Source organism: Priestia iocasae, from assembly GCF_016909075.1.
Lineage (GTDB): Bacteria > Bacillota > Bacilli > Bacillales > Bacillaceae_H > Priestia > Priestia iocasae.
Genome location: NZ_JAFBFC010000003.1, coordinates 244,969 through 262,312, shown reverse-complemented (window position 1 = coordinate 262,312; position 17,344 = coordinate 244,969). Strand labels below are relative to the sequence as shown.

Genomic DNA, 17,344 nt, shown 5'->3' with positions numbered 1-17,344 from the left:
CTCCAATCTAGTGAAATGCATACGTCAATTATTACCCTTCAAACAAAAAAGAAAACATGTGCACGTGGAAAACATACTGAGAAGAAGGGGACGAGACGAACCATAGAAATTAATAGCGATTAAAAGGGCCGGTTTAACGAACTATCCCTTGCTTCTCTATCCAACAATTTGCTGGATTTTGTAAGCAAGGGATTGTAACGGCTAACTGTGTATCGTTAGTTTCCTTTCACAACAATCGTTTCTTTTTTATTTTCGTTGTTTTCTTTCCATTTTACTTCGATGGTGGCAAATGTAATGTCTTTTTCAACGGCTTTTATATCTTTTACATCGTATGTCTTCAAGTTGTTTCCAAGCAATGTATCAACGGAAATAATATGATCGCTACTCGTTTCGCCAATCGGTTGAACCGTCGTATAGCTTTTTACTTCACCGTTCTCTTCTACAAACTCAACCGTGCCTTTCCAACTTTTTGTTTCACCAGTTAATGTTTTAAGCGGCTTATTGGTTGTTGTCTCTTCATCCTTTTTTGTACTAGAATGAACAAACGATAAAATATCATCTTTCATCATGGACATTGCATAATCACAATAATAGTCATACGTAATTTTATTTGTTTTTAAAGCAGCATTTAATTGTTTAAATTGATCCTTTGAAAGAGCTATAATGATGGTTTGCTCATCAATCCCATTTGCTTCACCAATTTCTTTAATCGTTTTGCCGCTTTTCCATTGCTTTTCAAATTCAGCTTCACTCATTTGGAGAATGTTGTACAGTTTTTCTGGTTCATATTGATAATGAAAAGGTTCGTCAGCATGGACGATTCCACTACTAAAAAGAAGAAAAAGCAGAGAAAAAACAAGTTGTTTTCGTAACATCAGCATTACTCCTTACATAACGGGTATTTACATTTATTTTCCTTTATTAATAGAAGATTATACTTCATTTTAAATAAGAAAATCATCTGTCTGAAAAAAGGACTTTATGAGTAGAGTGGCGAATAGACATGAAGAGAACAAATGAGGACATGAGTACTGCTTATGATAAGCATGATAAAGGAGAGAAAACATGATAGACAACAAGAAGCAAGAAAAAGAATCCTTCTTTTCATGGGTGAAATCCATTTTACTTTCAGTTGGTCTTTTTTTATTGATTAAAACATTTTTATTTGCACCATACTTGGTTGATGGTGCATCGATGGAACCGACGCTTTATGATAATGAACGTCTATTTGTCAATAAACTAGCATTTATGATGAGTGATATTGAGCGACAAGAAATTGTCATTATTAAAGATGAAAAACAACAAACTCATTATGTGAAACGAGTGATTGGCTTACCGGGAGATATTGTTCAAATGAAAGATGATCAATTGTATGTGAATGATAAATTAGTCCAAGAACCGTACCTTTCTGCGTATAAAGAAACAGCAAATACTCAAGGCATGCGCCTAACGGGTGATTTTGGTCCAATCGAAGTACCAGAGCAGCAATTTTTTGTAATGGGTGACAATCGTTTGCGCAGTATGGATAGCCGGAATGGATTAGGTCTTATTTGGCAAAAAGATATTGTTGGCAAAAGTGAATTCGTCTTCTTTCCAATGAAGGAAGCAAGAAGTACAAATTAATCTTCTTTTTTGTGGACATAGTAAGAAAATTCTGGTATATTAATTTTATAGTCTTTTATCATTATTCGGTGTACTACTGTTGAATAACCCCAGATTTTCTGTGGGGTTTTTTGTTTTTAGGAGGGACGAGAGATGAAAAGAGGCCGTGTTTTCTTTACCATATCTGCCATTTCAATGACGGTTTGCTGGGATGAAATCTTTAAATACATTGCATTTTTTGTTCCGTTAGAGACATTCTATGAAATTGGATTAATGATTACGGTCTTTTTAATTGGCGTTGCTGGAGCATTATTTGCTTCAAAGAAGATGACGTCATATATGATCCAAAAAACGATGTAAGGAGAAAAACATATGGGTACGTTGACACATATGTTTTTTTATTATACAATTATCTTGAATTCGAGATAATAACAATAAAATAATATCTCGAATTGAAATTATTTTAATTAACGATATGAAGTAAAAGTTGAAACAATCAGGAACAATGAATAGATAAGCAAAAGGAAGGGGAATAAAAGATGAAAACAGCAGGTATTCACCATATTTCAGCCGTAGTGGGACATCCACAAGAGAACATTGATTTTTATGCAGGTGTATTAGGTTTACGTATGATTAAAAAAACGGTTAACTTTGATGATCCAGGAACTTATCATTTATATTTCGGAGATGAAGCAGGAACACCGGGTACCATTATGACATTCTTTCCATGGGAGAACGCGCGTCAAGGTCGCATTGGAACAGGTCAAGTAGGTGTAACATCGTTTGTTGTACCAGTTGGAGCACTACCGTTTTGGATGGAACGATTAGAAAAGCATCATGTACCGTTTGAGAAGCAAGAGCGCTTTGGTGAAGAGTCTCTTCTTTTTGAAGACCCACATGGATTAAAAGTAGAAATTGTAGCTCGTGAGCTTGGGAAGAAAAATGAGTGGACACACGATACCATTACAAAAGATGAAGCGATAAAAGGATTTGGTGGTGCAACGCTTTATTCATCACAGCCTGAAAAAACAGCTCATTTACTTGAACATGTTTTAGGCATGGAGCGAGTTGGAGAAGAAGGCAGCATCATTCGCTTTCGTACACCTAGTGACCTTGGAAACATGGTTGACATCGACACATCGGTTACGACACGTGGATTAATGGGTGCTGGAACTGTGCATCATATTGCATGGCGAGCAGAAGATGATGAGAATCAGCTAGATTGGAAATCGCATGTAGAGCAAAATGGTTACGGTGTGACACCCGTTCAAGACCGAAATTACTTTAATGCGATTTATTTCAGAGAACATGGTGAAATCTTGTTTGAAATTGCAACAGATCCACCAGGCTTCTTAATCGATGAACCGTTCGAACAGTTAGGTGATAACTTAAAACTTCCACCGCAATATGAGCCACACCGCCAACAAATTGAAGACATTTTAATTCCGGTAAAGGTACCTCGCTGAGCTTAAAAACCTTCGTCTATTTATATAAATAGACGAAGGTTTTTTTGTTGCGAATAGGAAAAAAGTCTTAACAAATCTTCTCTTTTATCCGATAATAATGTGGTAATATTTTCTAATGTGAAAGAGGGGTTAGTAATTGAAAAAGCTTATTATTGTATTTATGATCGTTTGTGCATTTGTGGTGACACCGCATAAGCAGCATGAAGTAAAAGCTGAACCGACAACGAAAGTAGGAGTTGTGGCTTCCCATTTTAGTGAATTATATCCGTATATTGAAAGACCAGGAGGAACGTATCAAGGTCAAACCGTTGTACCAAAAGGATTAACGTCTTCTGTAAAAAACAAGCGCATTAAAATGAAGGTGATGCTTGAGAAATTAGGCTATGACGTTGAATATGTTAATGATCAGCAGTTAAAAGATGCGAAAGCATTAGCGAAGTTTGATACACTTGTGTTTCCAAACACGGTGATGATGTCGTATGAACAACGCGGCGCTGTGAAGCAATACATAAAAGATGGTGGCGGAGCAATTATGGCATTTGCATTTGCCCGTAATGAAAGTGCTAGGTTCCCTCACAAAGAAACGGAGATGGATATTACCGCTCTAATTTATGATACAAAAACATGGGTTTGGGAGTGGGACAATGTCAGTGAAGTGCTTCAGTCAGGCTTTGTGAATGATGTCGTAATAGGAAATTATGAAATGACGAACGCAAGCAATCATCCCATCATTCAAGAAACGTTAAAAGCACATGGGAAGACTTCGCTGCAAATAGAAAATAATCGAATGGAAAAATTTCATTATAGCGGTGATTGGATTGAGGTCATTAAACCGTATCCAAACAGTAAAGTGACACCTTTACTTCATTATAATAAAATTGGCTTTTCATCTGTTCGTGAGCATACACCAGTGAATACTGGTGCGGCATATGCCATTGAATACGGAAAAGGAAAAGCGGTATGGATTGGCTTTAGTTTGATTGACTACTTAGAAGTTGCTTCACAAGGTTCAACTGAGTGGGAAATGACGAGCCCTAAAGGAATTAAGGAAGTGACTAATAAGGCGTGGGAGGGCTTGGTTGGTGGAGAACAATTACAAACGTTTATTCAAAAATCAGTGGATTGGACGGCCGCTAAAAAGTCAACATATCAACCAACTGACCAAAACACAACCATCGCTCTAACGAACGTGCGCGCGTATCCAAGAAGTGCTGATTATATTGTGTACGGAACGATGACAGCCAAAAATAAAGGAAACATCGTCAGCCGCGGAACAATGAAAGCAGAAATCATCAATCCATCAGGAAAAGTGATAAAGACATATGAAAAGTATGTAGTAGGAATAGAGCCGAACAAGTCGAGTTATCCAGAGCAGCTACAACTATCATTACCAAAAAACCTTGCACCTGGTCAGTATACGTTTAGAGTGACGTATCAATCTGGTAAGCAAGGGAAGAAGCAGCGTACAATTTCAGGCGATCAATACACGTTAACGATTCCAAAAAGCACACAAACGGCTAACATAACAAAGCCAACGTTTAACGATGTACCGAGTTCCCATTGGGCTCATCATGATGTCATGCAGATGTATTATAGTAATGTTGTAAAGGGAAGTAGTGGAATATTTCGACCGGAATACAAGACTACGAGATTAGAAGCTGCAACGGTACTTGTAAACGCATTAAATCTCTCAACAGTGAATCGTCCTAATCCGAATTTACGAGATATGAAGCCCGGTCAGCTTGGATATGATATTGTCGCAACGGTTGTAGATGCAGGCATCTTTAGCGGTTCAAACGGAAAGTTTAACCCTACTAGTTATTTAACGAGAGAACAAATGGCAAAAATCTTAGTGAATGCATTCGAATTAACAGGGAGCGAGCAACTTCCCTTTAAAGATATTAAGCAAGATCAATGGTCAAAAGAATATATCTCAACGTTACTAGCTAATAAAGTAACGACACCAAATACAGAGTATCGACCATCTCAGCACACAAGCAATGCTCAATTCATTTCGTTTGTACGTCGATCTTTAATTGCAGGTGTAAAATAATGATTAAAAAGCATCGTGAGTTCACGATGCTTTTTTTGTTGAATTGGATGATAGGACCATAAATGGGAATGTGCTACCTGTCATGTTACAAGTGTGTAAAAAACCAAAAAGAGTTCTACCGTTCGTTTATGTGTCTGCTAAACTATGAGAGGGTAAACCGATGGAAAGAGAGGAAAAAGATACATGAATATTCGTAAAACAGTAGTAGCAGGTATTGTTGGGATGGGGTTATTGCTTCCCATCTATGAAGGTCATTCATTTGTTGAGACAACACATGTAGAAGCAGCATTTGACTCAAGCGAAGTGGTCAGTACAGCAAAGTCATTACTAGGTACACCTTATCTATTTGGAGGAGAGACACCAAGCGGCTTTGATTGCTCTGGATTTGTGCAATATGTATTTGAGTCAGTGGGGGTCTATTTACCTCGTTCCACCGATCAGCAATGGCAAGTAGGAGAATCTATAACGAAATCGAATTTGCAAGCCGGAGATGTGGTATTCTTCAGTAATACATATCGTGAAGGTATCTCTCATAGCGGGATTTACCTAGGAAATGATGAATTTATTCATGCGCATAGTGAACGAGGTATTGAGATTGCAAGATTAACAAGTTCGTATTGGACGGAGAAATACACAGGTGCCAAAAGATATGAAGGATTAGACGTTGCAAGCGAAAGCGCTATTGTCAAAGAAAGCATGAAGCATATTGGTACAGAGTATAAAAAAGGCGGAACGACATCAGAAGGTTTTGATACCTCAGGATTTGTGCAATATGTATTTAAAGAAGCAAAAGGGATGGATATTCCAAGGTATGCAGATAGTCAATGGGCGGCTGGAGACTATATCACGAAAGATAAGTTGGAAATAGGAGATATTGTTTTCTTTCAAACATCTATTTTAAATCCAGCTATTTACATTGGTGGGGACTATGTGATTCATGTTACCCTATCAGAAGGCGTTCGTATTACCAACTATAAAGTTGACAGCTACTGGGCGGATAAATACGCGGGAGCAAAACGAATCACAAATGAAAAGTAATTATTTTTAAATATTCTGATTAATTATGTCGATATTCCCGAAAACAAAAAAGTAAATATGAAAAAAAGATTGGTTTTTTATGGTTTAGCTTCCTTTTAAAGGTGGTATACGTAGATATATATACTCATTTTTTATGAGTTTGCTAAGAACCTTTGACCAACAGCGACACTTTTTTTACAATTATAGTAAATACATAACTAAAGGAGAGATGAAGAATGTCAGGAATTATTCGCGTTACACCAGCTGAACTTCGAGACATGGCATCACGTTACAACAATGAAAGTGGTCAAGTACAAGAGTTAGTTGCTCGTCTTGATTCAATGAAAAGCCAATTACAAGATATGTGGGAAGGTGCTTCAAGTGATGCATTCGCAGCACAATACGAAGAGTTAAAACCTTCATTCGTACAAATGGCTAACTTACTTGCAGACATTTCTAAACAATTAGGTGACTCTGCAAACATTCTTGAAGATACAGACAACCAAATCGCTAGCCAAATTCGCGGTTAACCCTTCATCTGAAAAATCTAATGAAATGTCAAAGGAGCGCCGAATTCAGTGATGAAGGCGCTCTTTCCATGTTTTGAGGTGAGTGCACATGTATATTGAAATTACGATTGATTTAAAGCATTACACAGGAGAGCGATTCGATCTTCGTCTATCAAACTATCATTCTATTAAGAAAGTCATTGATATTGTTTGGCAGACGAAAACCATTTCCCAGGCGCCGCGTGATGGATATTGGGTGAGAGTCCCAAATAAAAAAATGGTTCTTTCGGGAAATGAGAAGCTGATTGATTGCAACATCAAAACCGGTGATTGTATTGAAATTCTTTGAGGGAGTTTGTTCAAATGTCTGAGAAGAAGGTAACTTACTTAGAACAGCAAATCGAAGCTGTTATGACGAGAGAGAATGAAAGCTATTCGTTCACCTTTCAAAAAGAGAAAACACGTATGAATCATATTCTTGAAATGGAAATGTTAAAGGAAGTTCATTCGTTTTTCACATGCGATATATTAATGAACGACAATGAACTGACGGTTAAGATTCAAACACCTAGCAGCTTTAAGCCGTTTCACTATATAAACAGAGCTCAGTCTATTCAGCGCTGGATTTTAAGCTATCAACTAGTGAAGAAGGTTGAACAGCATGTTTATACACGCCTTCATCTCATTGTGTGTCCAGAAAACATTGTATACGACAAAGGATTCACTCCTTTTTTCTTGCATTATGGAGTAAAAGAAAGCCTTCCACCTTACGAAAAGGAAGAAGATCGTTTATTTCTTGAATTAAAAGCGACCGTTGCAGCGACTGTTGATGCGAAACATTCATTTTATCACTATTTAACACAGTATCAAACGTTACAGTTATCTGAAGACGCTCATCAAATCATGAATAGCAAAAGCATAAAAGAGCTTGAAGTGTTTATTCAACGTCGAATTGATGAATTAGAAAGTCACGATCAATTACTTGTTAAGCTACCTAAAAAGAAGTGGAACTGGCTACGCTACAGTTCCATTGGAGTAGGGATTCTCCTTGTGCCTGCACTTGGCTACATGGCTTATAACCTTTTCTTTCAGCAGCCGAAACAAGAAGCATTTATGCAAGCAAACGAAGCGTTCATTCAGCAAAAGTATAGCGGTGTAGCAGATGAGTTAGATAACTATAAAGTAGAAGACATGCCGGCAGTTGTTCAATATGAATTAGCTTATTCATACGTCATGAATAAAAACTTCTCTGATGTGGCCACAGAAAATATCTTGAATGCTTTGACGCTTCAATCTGATCCAAGCTATTTTGCTTATTGGATTCATATTGGACGAGGAGAAGGAGAAGCTGCGTTAGAAATTGCTCGAGCGTTAGATGAACGAGATTTAATTATTACGGCGTTAAATACATACGTCATTGAATTGAAGTCAAATGAGAAGTTGTCTTCAGACGAGCGTCAGAAAAAATTAGACGAAGCGCGCCGAGAACTTGATGAATTCAAAGATGAAATTAAGCGTGAGCAAGAAGAGGGTAATAAAGAGTCAGAAGAAGAAGCGCCTGCTCAGACAGCTCCAAAGAAACAAGCGACACCACCAGTTGAAGAGCCGAAACAGCCAGCTACTGATCAACCAGTACCGCAAGAGCCGGCAGCCGAAAATCCAAATCCATCATAAGCGGGAGGTGAAAGGATGACAACATTATGGCTGTTTTATCATGAAACGTATCAGCAACTATCAATTAATCCGACGTCTTTTAAACGGGCAACAATCGGTGCTAAGCAGCGTGATACGGTTACAGTACCACATTTTCCGTTTGCTGATGGTCCAATAACGATTACTAAAAAAAATGATCAAAATGGGCTGACGGTTGTTCAGCAACAGCGAGTCATAGGTGAGCTCGAAGACTACAAGCCGCTCTGTGTTACAGATCAACAACAGGAAATCAATATGATTGCAACACCAGCACCGGTGAATAAGGGAACCTATTACATCGGGGGTCGTTCTGAGTTAACTTTAACAACATCAGAGCATGGACACATTCAGCAGAGTGAGTACCTGATAAATGAAGGAAAAGACGTACGAATTCTACGTGTAAACAATGCATGGCATCTCATTCCAAATGAGTCAATCATCTATGTAAATGGAAAGCAACTGAATGAACCTCTTTCTTTGCAAGTAGGAGACATTATATTTTGGTCAGCCATGACGCTACGATTGATTGAAGAGGACTTAATTGAAATCGTTGCGTGGAGAGAATTCCATACAGAGCTTTCAATGGCTGAGAAGCCTGTTTCTGAGATGCAAAAGAAGTATCCGTTTTATAGACGAACACCGCGAATGATTTATGAGTTGCCAACTGAAAAGGTTCAGCTATCTTTTCCAGCTCAGGATTCAGATGACAATGGGAGAAGCTTGTGGCTAACGATTTTACCGCCACTTGTCATGTTGCTTGTCATGGGAACAATTGCGATTATTCAGCCTCGTGGTTTGTTTATGATTATTTCAGTGATGATGTTTACAACAACTATGTTTGTATCAACTGTGCAATATTTTAAAGATAAAAAGCAACGAAAAATACGCACAGAAAGACGTAATCGTATTTATACAAAGTATTTAGAAACGAAGCGAGAAGAGTTGTATAACATATCGGAGTCACAGAGAACGATTTTGCATTATCATTTCCCTACGTTTGAACGAATGAAGTATTTAACAGATATGATTTCTGATCGCATTTGGGAGCGTACGATTGAGCATAAAGACTTTTTAGAAATGAGGCTTGGAATAGGGAATGTTCCAGCTACGTATACCATCGCAATGAATAACAGTGACATGTCAAATCGAGAAATGGACGAGCTGTTAGAGCAATCGCAGCAAATGGAAAAAGTTTATCGTGAAGTGACAAATGCACCAGTAACGGCTCATTTAGCGCATGGTTCAATTGGATTGATTGGAAAGCCGGGAACGGTCAAAAACGAACTTCATCAGCTTATTGGACAGCTTGCATTTGCTCATAGTTATCATGATGTTCGCTTTGTCTTAATTTTTGATGAAGCAGAATATGAGCAATGGGAATGGATGAAATGGCTTCCTCATTTTCAACTTCCAAATTCGTTTGCAAAAGGGTTCATCTATAATGAACAGTCACGAGACCAGTTGCTATCCTCTCTCTATGAAATGATTCGCGAACGAGACTTACAGGAAGAGAAAAAGGAACGCATCTTTTTACCACATGTAGTGTTTATTGTGGCAAATCATTCGTTAATTTCAGAGCACGTGATTTTGGAATACTTAGAGGGTGAATATTCACATTTAGGTATTTCTACTATTTTTGCAGCAGAAAAGAAAGAAAGTCTAACCGATAACATTCATACGCTTATTCGTTACGTAAACGAAAAAGAAGGCGACATTTTAATTCAAAAGAAAAAAGCGGTGAGCATTCCGTTTACGCTAGATCATCACCAGCGTCATAACAACGAATCATTCGCGCGGATGCTAAGAACGCTTGAGCATCAAGTTGGGATGACAAACTCAATTCCAACAAGCGTGTCGTTTTTAGAGATGTTCAAAGCAAAAGAAGTCGATGAATTACCAATTGTCCACAACTGGCAAACGCGTGAGTCGGCAAAGTCACTAGCCGTACCAGTTGGATTAAAAGGAAAAGAAGACATCGTCGAGCTTAATCTTCATGAGAAAGCACATGGTCCTCACGGGTTGTTAGCAGGGACAACGGGATCAGGGAAAAGTGAATTTTTACAAACGTACATTTTATCGTTGGCGGTTCATTTTCACCCACATGAAGTTGGCTTTCTGTTAATTGACTACAAAGGAGGAGGAATGGCTCAGCCGTTTAAAAACATTCCTCACTTACTTGGTACAATTACAAATATCGAAGGCAGTAAAAACTTTAGTACGCGTGCACTAGCTTCTATTAAAAGTGAGTTAAAACGTCGTCAACGCTTATTTGATCAATATGAAGTGAATCACATTCATGACTATACAGATCTTTATAAGCAAGGAATGGCAGCAGAACCACTTCCTCATCTGTTTTTAATTTCAGATGAGTTTGCAGAATTAAAAAGTGAAGAGCCTGAGTTTATTCGCGAGCTAGTAAGTGCCGCGCGTATCGGACGTAGCTTAGGGGTTCATTTAATTCTAGCGACACAAAAGCCTGGTGGCGTCATTGATGATCAAATTTGGAGTAACGCTCGCTTTAAAGTAGCATTAAAGGTACAAGATGCTACAGATAGTAAAGAAATTTTGAAAAATGCAGATGCAGCGTCGATTACCATTACAGGACGAGGCTATTTACAAGTTGGGAACAACGAAGTGTATGAGCTATTTCAATCAGCGTGGAGTGGCGCACCTTACTTAGAAGAAACGTCTGATTCAGAAGACGAAGTGGCCATCGTAACGGATTTAGGACTCATTCCATTATCAGATGTATCAACGCTGCAGGAGAAAAAGCGAAATGTACTATCTGAAATTGACGTGATTGCTGAACGGATTGCAACGGTTCAAAAAGAACTTGGTATTCAAAAGCTACGTAGCCCATGGCTTCCACCGCTTGCTGAACGTATTTCTCGCTTTGAATATGAAGGAGAAAGAGAAGGCGAGTTCCTTATTGGTTTAGTAGATGAGCCAGAACAACAACGACAAGTGGCTTACCGTTACACCATGATGGATGATGGAAATGTTGGCATCTTTGGCTCTTCTGGTTATGGGAAATCATTTACAGCTATGACGCTGCTGATGAGCTTTGCAGAATCATATAGTCCTGAGGAGCTTCATTATTATATCTTTGATTTTGGAAATGGAACGTTGTTACCACTTCGTCAATTGCCTCATACAGCTGATTACTTTTTAATGGATCAAACACGTAAGATTGAAAAGTTTATCAGCATGATGAAAGAAGAAATGATGCGTCGCAAACAGTTGTTCCAGCAATATGAAGTAAGCAATATTAAAATGTATAATGCGCTTAGCGACACGAAGTTACCGTTATACTTTATTACGATCGATAACTTTGATTTAGTAAAAGATGAAATGCCAGATTTAGAAATGCAATTTACTCAATTTGTACGTGATGGACAATCGTTAGGAATCTACATGATTTTTACGGCAACACGGATTAACTCGGTTCGTCAAGCCGTGTTAAACAACTTAAAAACAAAAGTGGTTCATTATTTAATGGATAACTCAGAAGCTTATTCGATTTTAGGGCGTGTGCCTTATAAGGTAGAAGCCATTCCAGGTCGAGCAATTATTAAAACCGATCAAGCCTTCTTCTCACAGCTGTTCTTGCCTGCAAATGGACAAGATGAGTTTGAAATATTAGAAGAAATGAAAAGAGATATTCAGCGTTTAAAAATCAAGTACGATGGAATGGAGCTACCAGAGCCAATTCCAATGCTGTCAGACAAACTCTTGCTTCATGAATTCATCACAAATCGTCGTATTGTGCGCGAGCGTGGTGTCATTCCGTTAGGTTTAGATGAGGAGTCGGTTCGTCCGGTTCATATGAATTTAACGAAAAGCAAGCATTGTCTTGTTATGGGACAAGGTCAAAAAGGAAAAACAAATGTGCTGCAGCTTATTTTACACACATCACTGTCACAGCAAGTAAGCAACATTGGGCTTTTTGATGCAGTAGACCGAGGACTTTCATCGTATGCGAGTGAACAATCGATTCATTACATGGACACGAAGGATCAAATTGTTCAATGGCTAGATCAAGCAGAAGCGATCTTAATGGAACGTGAAGGTGTCTATTTAGAAGCTGTTCAGCAAGGAGCGGTGTCATCCTTAACGTTTGAACCATTGCTGCTTGTAATTGATGGTTTTGCTCGCTTCCAAAAAACGATTGATGCGCTCATTCAAGAGCGTATAACAAAGTTGATGAAAAACTACACGCATTTAGGCTTTACCATTATTGCTGCAGGTAGTCCGACTGACTTCTCAAAAGGGTTTGATTCACTTACAACGGAACTAAAACAAGTGAACAAAGCAATTATGCTAATGAAAAAGTCCGAACAAAGTCTGTTTACGCTTGCTTACGATCGTAAAGAAGCAGATATTCACCCTGGATTTGGTTATTTCGTAGAAAACGGCAAAGCGACGCGAATTCAAATCCCATTATGTACAAATGAAAGGAAGATTTTGGCATGAACGAACAATGGAAGTACGGCTTAAAAGTCGTGTTAGCCGTTATCATGATAATGGCACTTCCTGTTTTCTTCTTCCAATACATTGGTGATGATCCATTGCGAGTATCAGAAAATGCCACGAGAAAAATTGCCGTGGTAAATGAAGACCTCGGAGTTGGAGGAGAAGATGGAAAGAGGGGCTTTGATCTAGGAGCGAGTGTAGCGCCGATGTTAGCAGAAGGCTCAGATTTTGAGTGGATGGTTTTAACGCGTGCAACAGCCAATCAAAAGCTAATAGATGGTGAATATGATGCAGTCATTTATATCCCATCGGACTTTTCAAAGAACACACTCACTTATACCGATGAAAAGCCAGCAAAGGTATCGCTACAATATCAAGTGCAAAATCAATTGAATGCTACGAACAAGCAGCGTGTTGTTCGTGAATTGGAAGCAGCTTCAACGAAAGTAAGTGACGATATTACATCGCGCTACTGGAACTACGTATCTCAAGAAATTAACGACTTACGTGGGAAATTTGATAGCATTTTAGAAAAAGAGATTCAGTTTCAACAAACGATGCTTTCTTTTTACAAGCCTGGTTCTAAAAATTTAGCGGGTGAATTAGATAATCAAAAGAAGCTTCTTGAACAAATGCAATCGAACATTCAAAGTGCTGAAACGGGTTCTGACAACCGAAAGCAAGATGTTCAACAAGTTGAAAAAAATCTTGTGTCATTTGTTGACTATGTTGAACAATACCGTCAATATCAGCGAGAACAAGAAAATCTCCTGCGAAAAGCTCAGGTTGTCAGCTTACAGAGCATGGAAGAAGCTGTTAAAGGCGTGAATAGCCGTCAGTCTCAATCGAGAGCTGAACTAAATAATCAAGCAAATAAAATGATGAATGGCCTTTCTTCACTTGAGCAAAGATTGAATAAACAAGTTGAAATGGCAGATGAATTGCAAACAGCTCAGCAAAATCAAGCGTCTGAACAAGAAAGTAAGATGAAGCTCTTTAACGATGAGCTACTAGAGCAATATCGTCAACAAGAAGCGATTACAGCTTTTAATGAAATTGAAGCTTCTCTTCTTCCGCTTCGTGAACAGTTAGAAAGCGGTGGATCACCAAATCCGAACCCAGGAAATCCTGGTGTTCCAGCTGATGAGACTCCGCCACCGTCTGAAGAAGATGTGCTACAAGAAGAGCGAGCTGAACTAACAGACATTGCTGCAAAAGTACAAGAAGCAAAAGAAACACTAGAAGCAATGCCGGGGGAAAAAACAGAAGAAGTGACAAAGGTTATCACGTCACTAGCTGAATTAACTTCACGCATTCAAGCGGTTGAGCAACAATTAGCAGATGTGAATACAAATCAATCGAATAACGAGCTGCGACAGCAACTTCAACAGTTAACTCAGCAATATACGAACTTGCTTCGTCAATATGAACAAGCGGTTCAAAATAATGGTGTGGATGTAACAGATCTTGTGAAAAAGATTGAGCAAAAAGAAGCGGAACTTGTTTCGTCGTCACTGTTATCTCAAGAGCGAAAAACTCGTTTAAACAACGCGTTTAGCAAGGAGATTGGCAGTACAGATATCGATGACTTGTTCAATTATTATGAGTATCTCTCAAAATACGAACAAGCATTGAAGCAAATGGGTCGTACGGATACAAAAGAGGTCATATTAAATAGTGAAGAAACAAATAGACGTACTCAATCCATTTTGTTTGAAAACCGACAGTCACAAGAGATTAGCGGTGTACTTCAAGAAAACCTTGCATCCACTCAAGAACAATCATCTTTACTTAATGAAGATGCAAAAGCATTTGTCAGTCAATATAGTGAAAATATTAATCAAGAGTATGAATTGATGATGAATGACTTATCAGTGATTCAAGATCGTGCAAGCAACATTAGCGACATTTTACAAAACTCAAGTAACGATGTGAATACAGATGCAGTAGATCCAAATGTTAGTAAGCTTGTGACATTGCAGCAAAGCATGGGTCAAGAGCTACAAGGCTTAAATGATTTACTTGTGTCACTAGGAGAACGACAATCAAACGTTGTTCAATATACAGGGGATCTGCAAAAACAAGTAAATGATGTGCAAGAAAAAGCAGACAGCCTTAACAGTAAATGGGCAGAAAACGTTGATTCCACGAAGCTTGTGCGTGGAGATGTATATAATCTCTTAAATAACGCCTTTGTGAATGGACAACCAAACAGTGATGTTTATCGTTATTTAGCCAATCCAGTAGAGGTTAAAGGAGAAGTGCCAGCTGAGAAAGTAAAAGAAGTACCTCCAGTTGTCATTTTAGTGATTATTTTAATTAGTAGTTTGCTAATAGGATATTTCATTCACTATTATCAAAGCGCACCTTTATTTGTAAGAGGCTCATTATTTGGGCTATTAAACTTAATTGTTGGGTTAATGATTAGTGTGTTTAGCTTAAATATTTATACCCTATCTGATGAACGCGCAATTGAATGGTCTGTTTATACGATTTTATTACTTGTCGTCTCATCTTTGCTTGTTCGCAGTGCCTTTTTAATTGGTCCGTTTGTTGGATGGATTGTAACCATTGTCATGATGATGCTGTATATTAATCCGCTTCTTTCATTAGCGATGCCAAACTTTCACTATGACGATCCGGTATCAAAAGTATACATGTCCATTCAATACAATACGCATACATTATTTACGGAAGCGATAATCGTTCTACTAGGAATAATGCTTGTGTTAATCGTAATTCCGGCGGTTGCCTCTTATGTAAAAAAAGGCAAACAAGCGGAGAGTGATCACACATATGAAGCGTAGGAATCTAATAGGAAGGGCCTTCTTACTGATGGTCCTTCTCTTTCTATCAATGGAAAATATGGTTTTAGCTACTAATGACGAGATTGATCAATTAAAGCCAAATGAGTACAAAAAGAATGAAATTGAATTAAATCCACGAGCTTTACAGCAAGAAAATCAATCAACAGAGAATGTACCAGAGGAATTTCAAAATTTAACTTTTAAGCAACAGCGTAAAAAAGAAGAGGATGAATGGCAGGAGTACTTGTTCACAGAAGTAGGTCAGAAAAAAAGTACACTTTCCTCACAAGTTGAAGAGTTAAAATTGTTTTCATCTCCACCTTCGTCTATCAGTCAAACAATAGATGAACCTGCTCTTCAAAAAAACGCCCAACTCAAATGGGTGTTGATTGGGTTGATTGGAATTGCCGTTATCTTGTTATTTGGACTTCTGCTTCCTAGAATGATTGAAGCTTCAAGAAAGTCAATGAACTAACAAGTTAATACGTCTAACATTCATCTAAGCAATGAAACTCCTTTGTTGGAAAAGCTACTTAGACAATCAATTTTGAAAGCTAAACAACGAATGATAGAAATGGCTTGTTTACTTGGAGGTGGTAGAGATGGATTATGGAAATATCTTACAAGGCTTAATGCAAGCTATCTCTAGTCAAAGAGCAGATCTTGATGAGAAAATTCAGCGGCTACAAATGGCAGCGCAGCGTATTGAAGAAGAAAAACAACTTTCAATGGGTGAAATAGCACTCCTGTTACAGCCTAGCCTCGATGTGAACTGGGCAGGAGAGCGCTCTAACGCATTTGAAGAAAGCCGACACAGTGCGCATGATGAAATTGAGCGAATTCTTAACCATGACTATGAAGAGTATGTTCAAGTTATTCGCTCAAACATTTCATCGTTAGAACTTCAAAGAGGTGCGTTAAGCTTTGCAAGTGGGCTAGCACATGAAGCGAATGAGTTACTTACTAAAGGCGAAGACGCATTTGAAGCAGTCGGAGAGAAGGTTAATCAAATTAGAAGGAGCTTGTGAAGATGTCGACAATTAAACTAAATTATGAATCTGTCACGAGTCAATTAAAGCAAGTTACAAGTGCAAAAGAAACCATTTCGTTGTCTTCAAGTGGAATGAATCAGTTAGGTCAAAATCATTTAGCCATGACAGAGAAGTGGAAGGAACAAGAACAAGCCATTCAACAGCTTGTTCAACAATACGTTCAGGCTGTAACAAAAAACATTGAAGATACACAAGCAAATATTGATTTGTTAAAGAAGCAAGATGAAGCGATGATTCGTAATTAAAAGAAGCTGTGCATAATTCGTCACAGCTCATCACATCCCTTATTACCAAAGTCCAGTCATATGAATGGATAGGTAAGCAAGGGATGTTTTTTTTATTTTTAATGATTTCTAAGATACATTAAATTCATCAATCCTTATTAAAATTATCATGGTAAGTAGTCCCTATAACACACACGATTCACTCCCTCTATTGAAGGATTTGCTGTCTATTTTTTCTCTTCCTTGTATGAATATTTGTTTTCTCAATATACAATACGATACTTTTGAATTGTTAATTGGTTTTATTTTACCATTTAGTAGTCTAATTGAATTATTTTGGTTAAATATCTCAAATAATCAGCTAATATACCTATGAAAAGAGTCATTATTGGATTATAATGTGAATGAAGTTTCATGAAACTATAGAACTATATAATTATTATAAAATG

The 17,344-nt window shown here is 38.0% G+C and carries 14 protein-coding genes; 13 read left to right on the top strand and 1 reads right to left on the bottom strand.

Annotated elements, in window-relative coordinates:
* Positions 1 to 215: 215 nt before the first annotated feature.
* Complete coding sequence (locus JOC83_RS09435) at positions 216 to 875, bottom strand: hypothetical protein (protein ID WP_205186538.1); 660 nt, start codon at positions 873 to 875, stop codon at positions 216 to 218.
* Positions 876 to 1,065: 190 nt separating this feature from the next.
* Here JOC83_RS09435 and lepB point away from each other — a divergent pair, with 190 nt between their 5' ends.
* The 13 genes from lepB to JOC83_RS09370 all read left to right on the top strand — a co-directional run bounded on the left by lepB (position 1,066) and on the right by JOC83_RS09370 (position 16,916).
* Positions 1,066 to 1,623 (top strand): signal peptidase I, encoded by a 558-nt coding sequence (gene lepB / locus JOC83_RS09430; RefSeq protein ID WP_205186536.1) that lies wholly within the window; start codon positions 1,066 to 1,068, stop codon positions 1,621 to 1,623.
* A gap of 132 nt (positions 1,624 to 1,755) precedes the next feature.
* The gene (locus JOC83_RS09425; protein WP_205186534.1) at positions 1,756 to 1,962 is read left to right on the top strand and encodes a hypothetical protein; all 207 of its coding nucleotides are present in this window, start codon (positions 1,756 to 1,758) and stop codon (positions 1,960 to 1,962) included.
* 179 nt (positions 1,963 to 2,141) lie between these two features.
* A complete protein-coding gene (locus tag JOC83_RS09420; protein ID WP_205186533.1) occupies positions 2,142 to 3,068 on the top strand; it encodes a ring-cleaving dioxygenase in 927 nt (308 codons plus the stop codon).
* Between the two features lie 136 nt (positions 3,069 to 3,204).
* Positions 3,205 to 5,121: an S-layer homology domain-containing protein gene (locus JOC83_RS09415; protein WP_239583439.1), complete on the top strand. Its 1,917-nt coding sequence runs from the start codon at positions 3,205 to 3,207 to the stop codon at positions 5,119 to 5,121.
* Positions 5,122 to 5,304: 183 nt separating this feature from the next.
* Positions 5,305 to 6,159 (top strand): C40 family peptidase, encoded by an 855-nt coding sequence (locus JOC83_RS09410; RefSeq protein WP_205186532.1) that lies wholly within the window; start codon positions 5,305 to 5,307, stop codon positions 6,157 to 6,159.
* A gap of 215 nt (positions 6,160 to 6,374) precedes the next feature.
* Entirely contained in the window at positions 6,375 to 6,668 is a 294-nt protein-coding gene (locus JOC83_RS09405) for a WXG100 family type VII secretion target (RefSeq protein WP_110112141.1), read from the top strand.
* An 88-nt stretch (positions 6,669 to 6,756) separates the two neighbouring features.
* Positions 6,757 to 6,996, top strand: a complete 240-nt coding sequence (gene yukD / locus JOC83_RS09400; protein ID WP_205186531.1) for an ESX secretion system protein YukD — start codon at positions 6,757 to 6,759, stop codon at positions 6,994 to 6,996.
* 14 nt (positions 6,997 to 7,010) lie between these two features.
* Positions 7,011 to 8,321, top strand: a complete 1,311-nt coding sequence (gene essB / locus JOC83_RS09395) for a type VII secretion protein EssB (protein WP_205186530.1) — start codon at positions 7,011 to 7,013, stop codon at positions 8,319 to 8,321.
* 15 nt (positions 8,322 to 8,336) lie between these two features.
* Positions 8,337 to 12,812, top strand: coding sequence for a type VII secretion protein EssC (essC, locus tag JOC83_RS09390; protein ID WP_205186527.1), 4,476 nt, complete (start codon positions 8,337 to 8,339; stop codon positions 12,810 to 12,812).
* Positions 12,809 to 15,619: a type VII secretion protein EsaA gene (esaA, locus tag JOC83_RS09385; RefSeq protein ID WP_205186526.1), complete on the top strand. Its 2,811-nt coding sequence runs from the start codon at positions 12,809 to 12,811 to the stop codon at positions 15,617 to 15,619. The genes essC and esaA overlap by 4 nt, the downstream gene beginning before the upstream one ends.
* Positions 15,620 to 15,647: 28 nt before the next feature.
* Positions 15,648 to 16,094, top strand: coding sequence for a type VII secretion protein EssA (gene essA / locus JOC83_RS09380; protein ID WP_205186525.1), 447 nt, complete (start codon positions 15,648 to 15,650; stop codon positions 16,092 to 16,094).
* Positions 16,095 to 16,221: 127 nt separating this feature from the next.
* Positions 16,222 to 16,647 (top strand): DUF5082 domain-containing protein, encoded by a 426-nt coding sequence (locus JOC83_RS09375; protein WP_205186524.1) that lies wholly within the window; start codon positions 16,222 to 16,224, stop codon positions 16,645 to 16,647.
* Between the two features lie 2 nt (positions 16,648 to 16,649).
* Positions 16,650 to 16,916 carry a DUF5344 family protein gene (locus tag JOC83_RS09370; protein ID WP_205186523.1) on the top strand — a complete coding sequence of 89 codons (267 nt, stop codon included), beginning with the start codon at positions 16,650 to 16,652 and terminating at the stop codon, positions 16,914 to 16,916.
* The last annotated feature ends 428 nt before the right edge of the window (positions 16,917 to 17,344 follow it).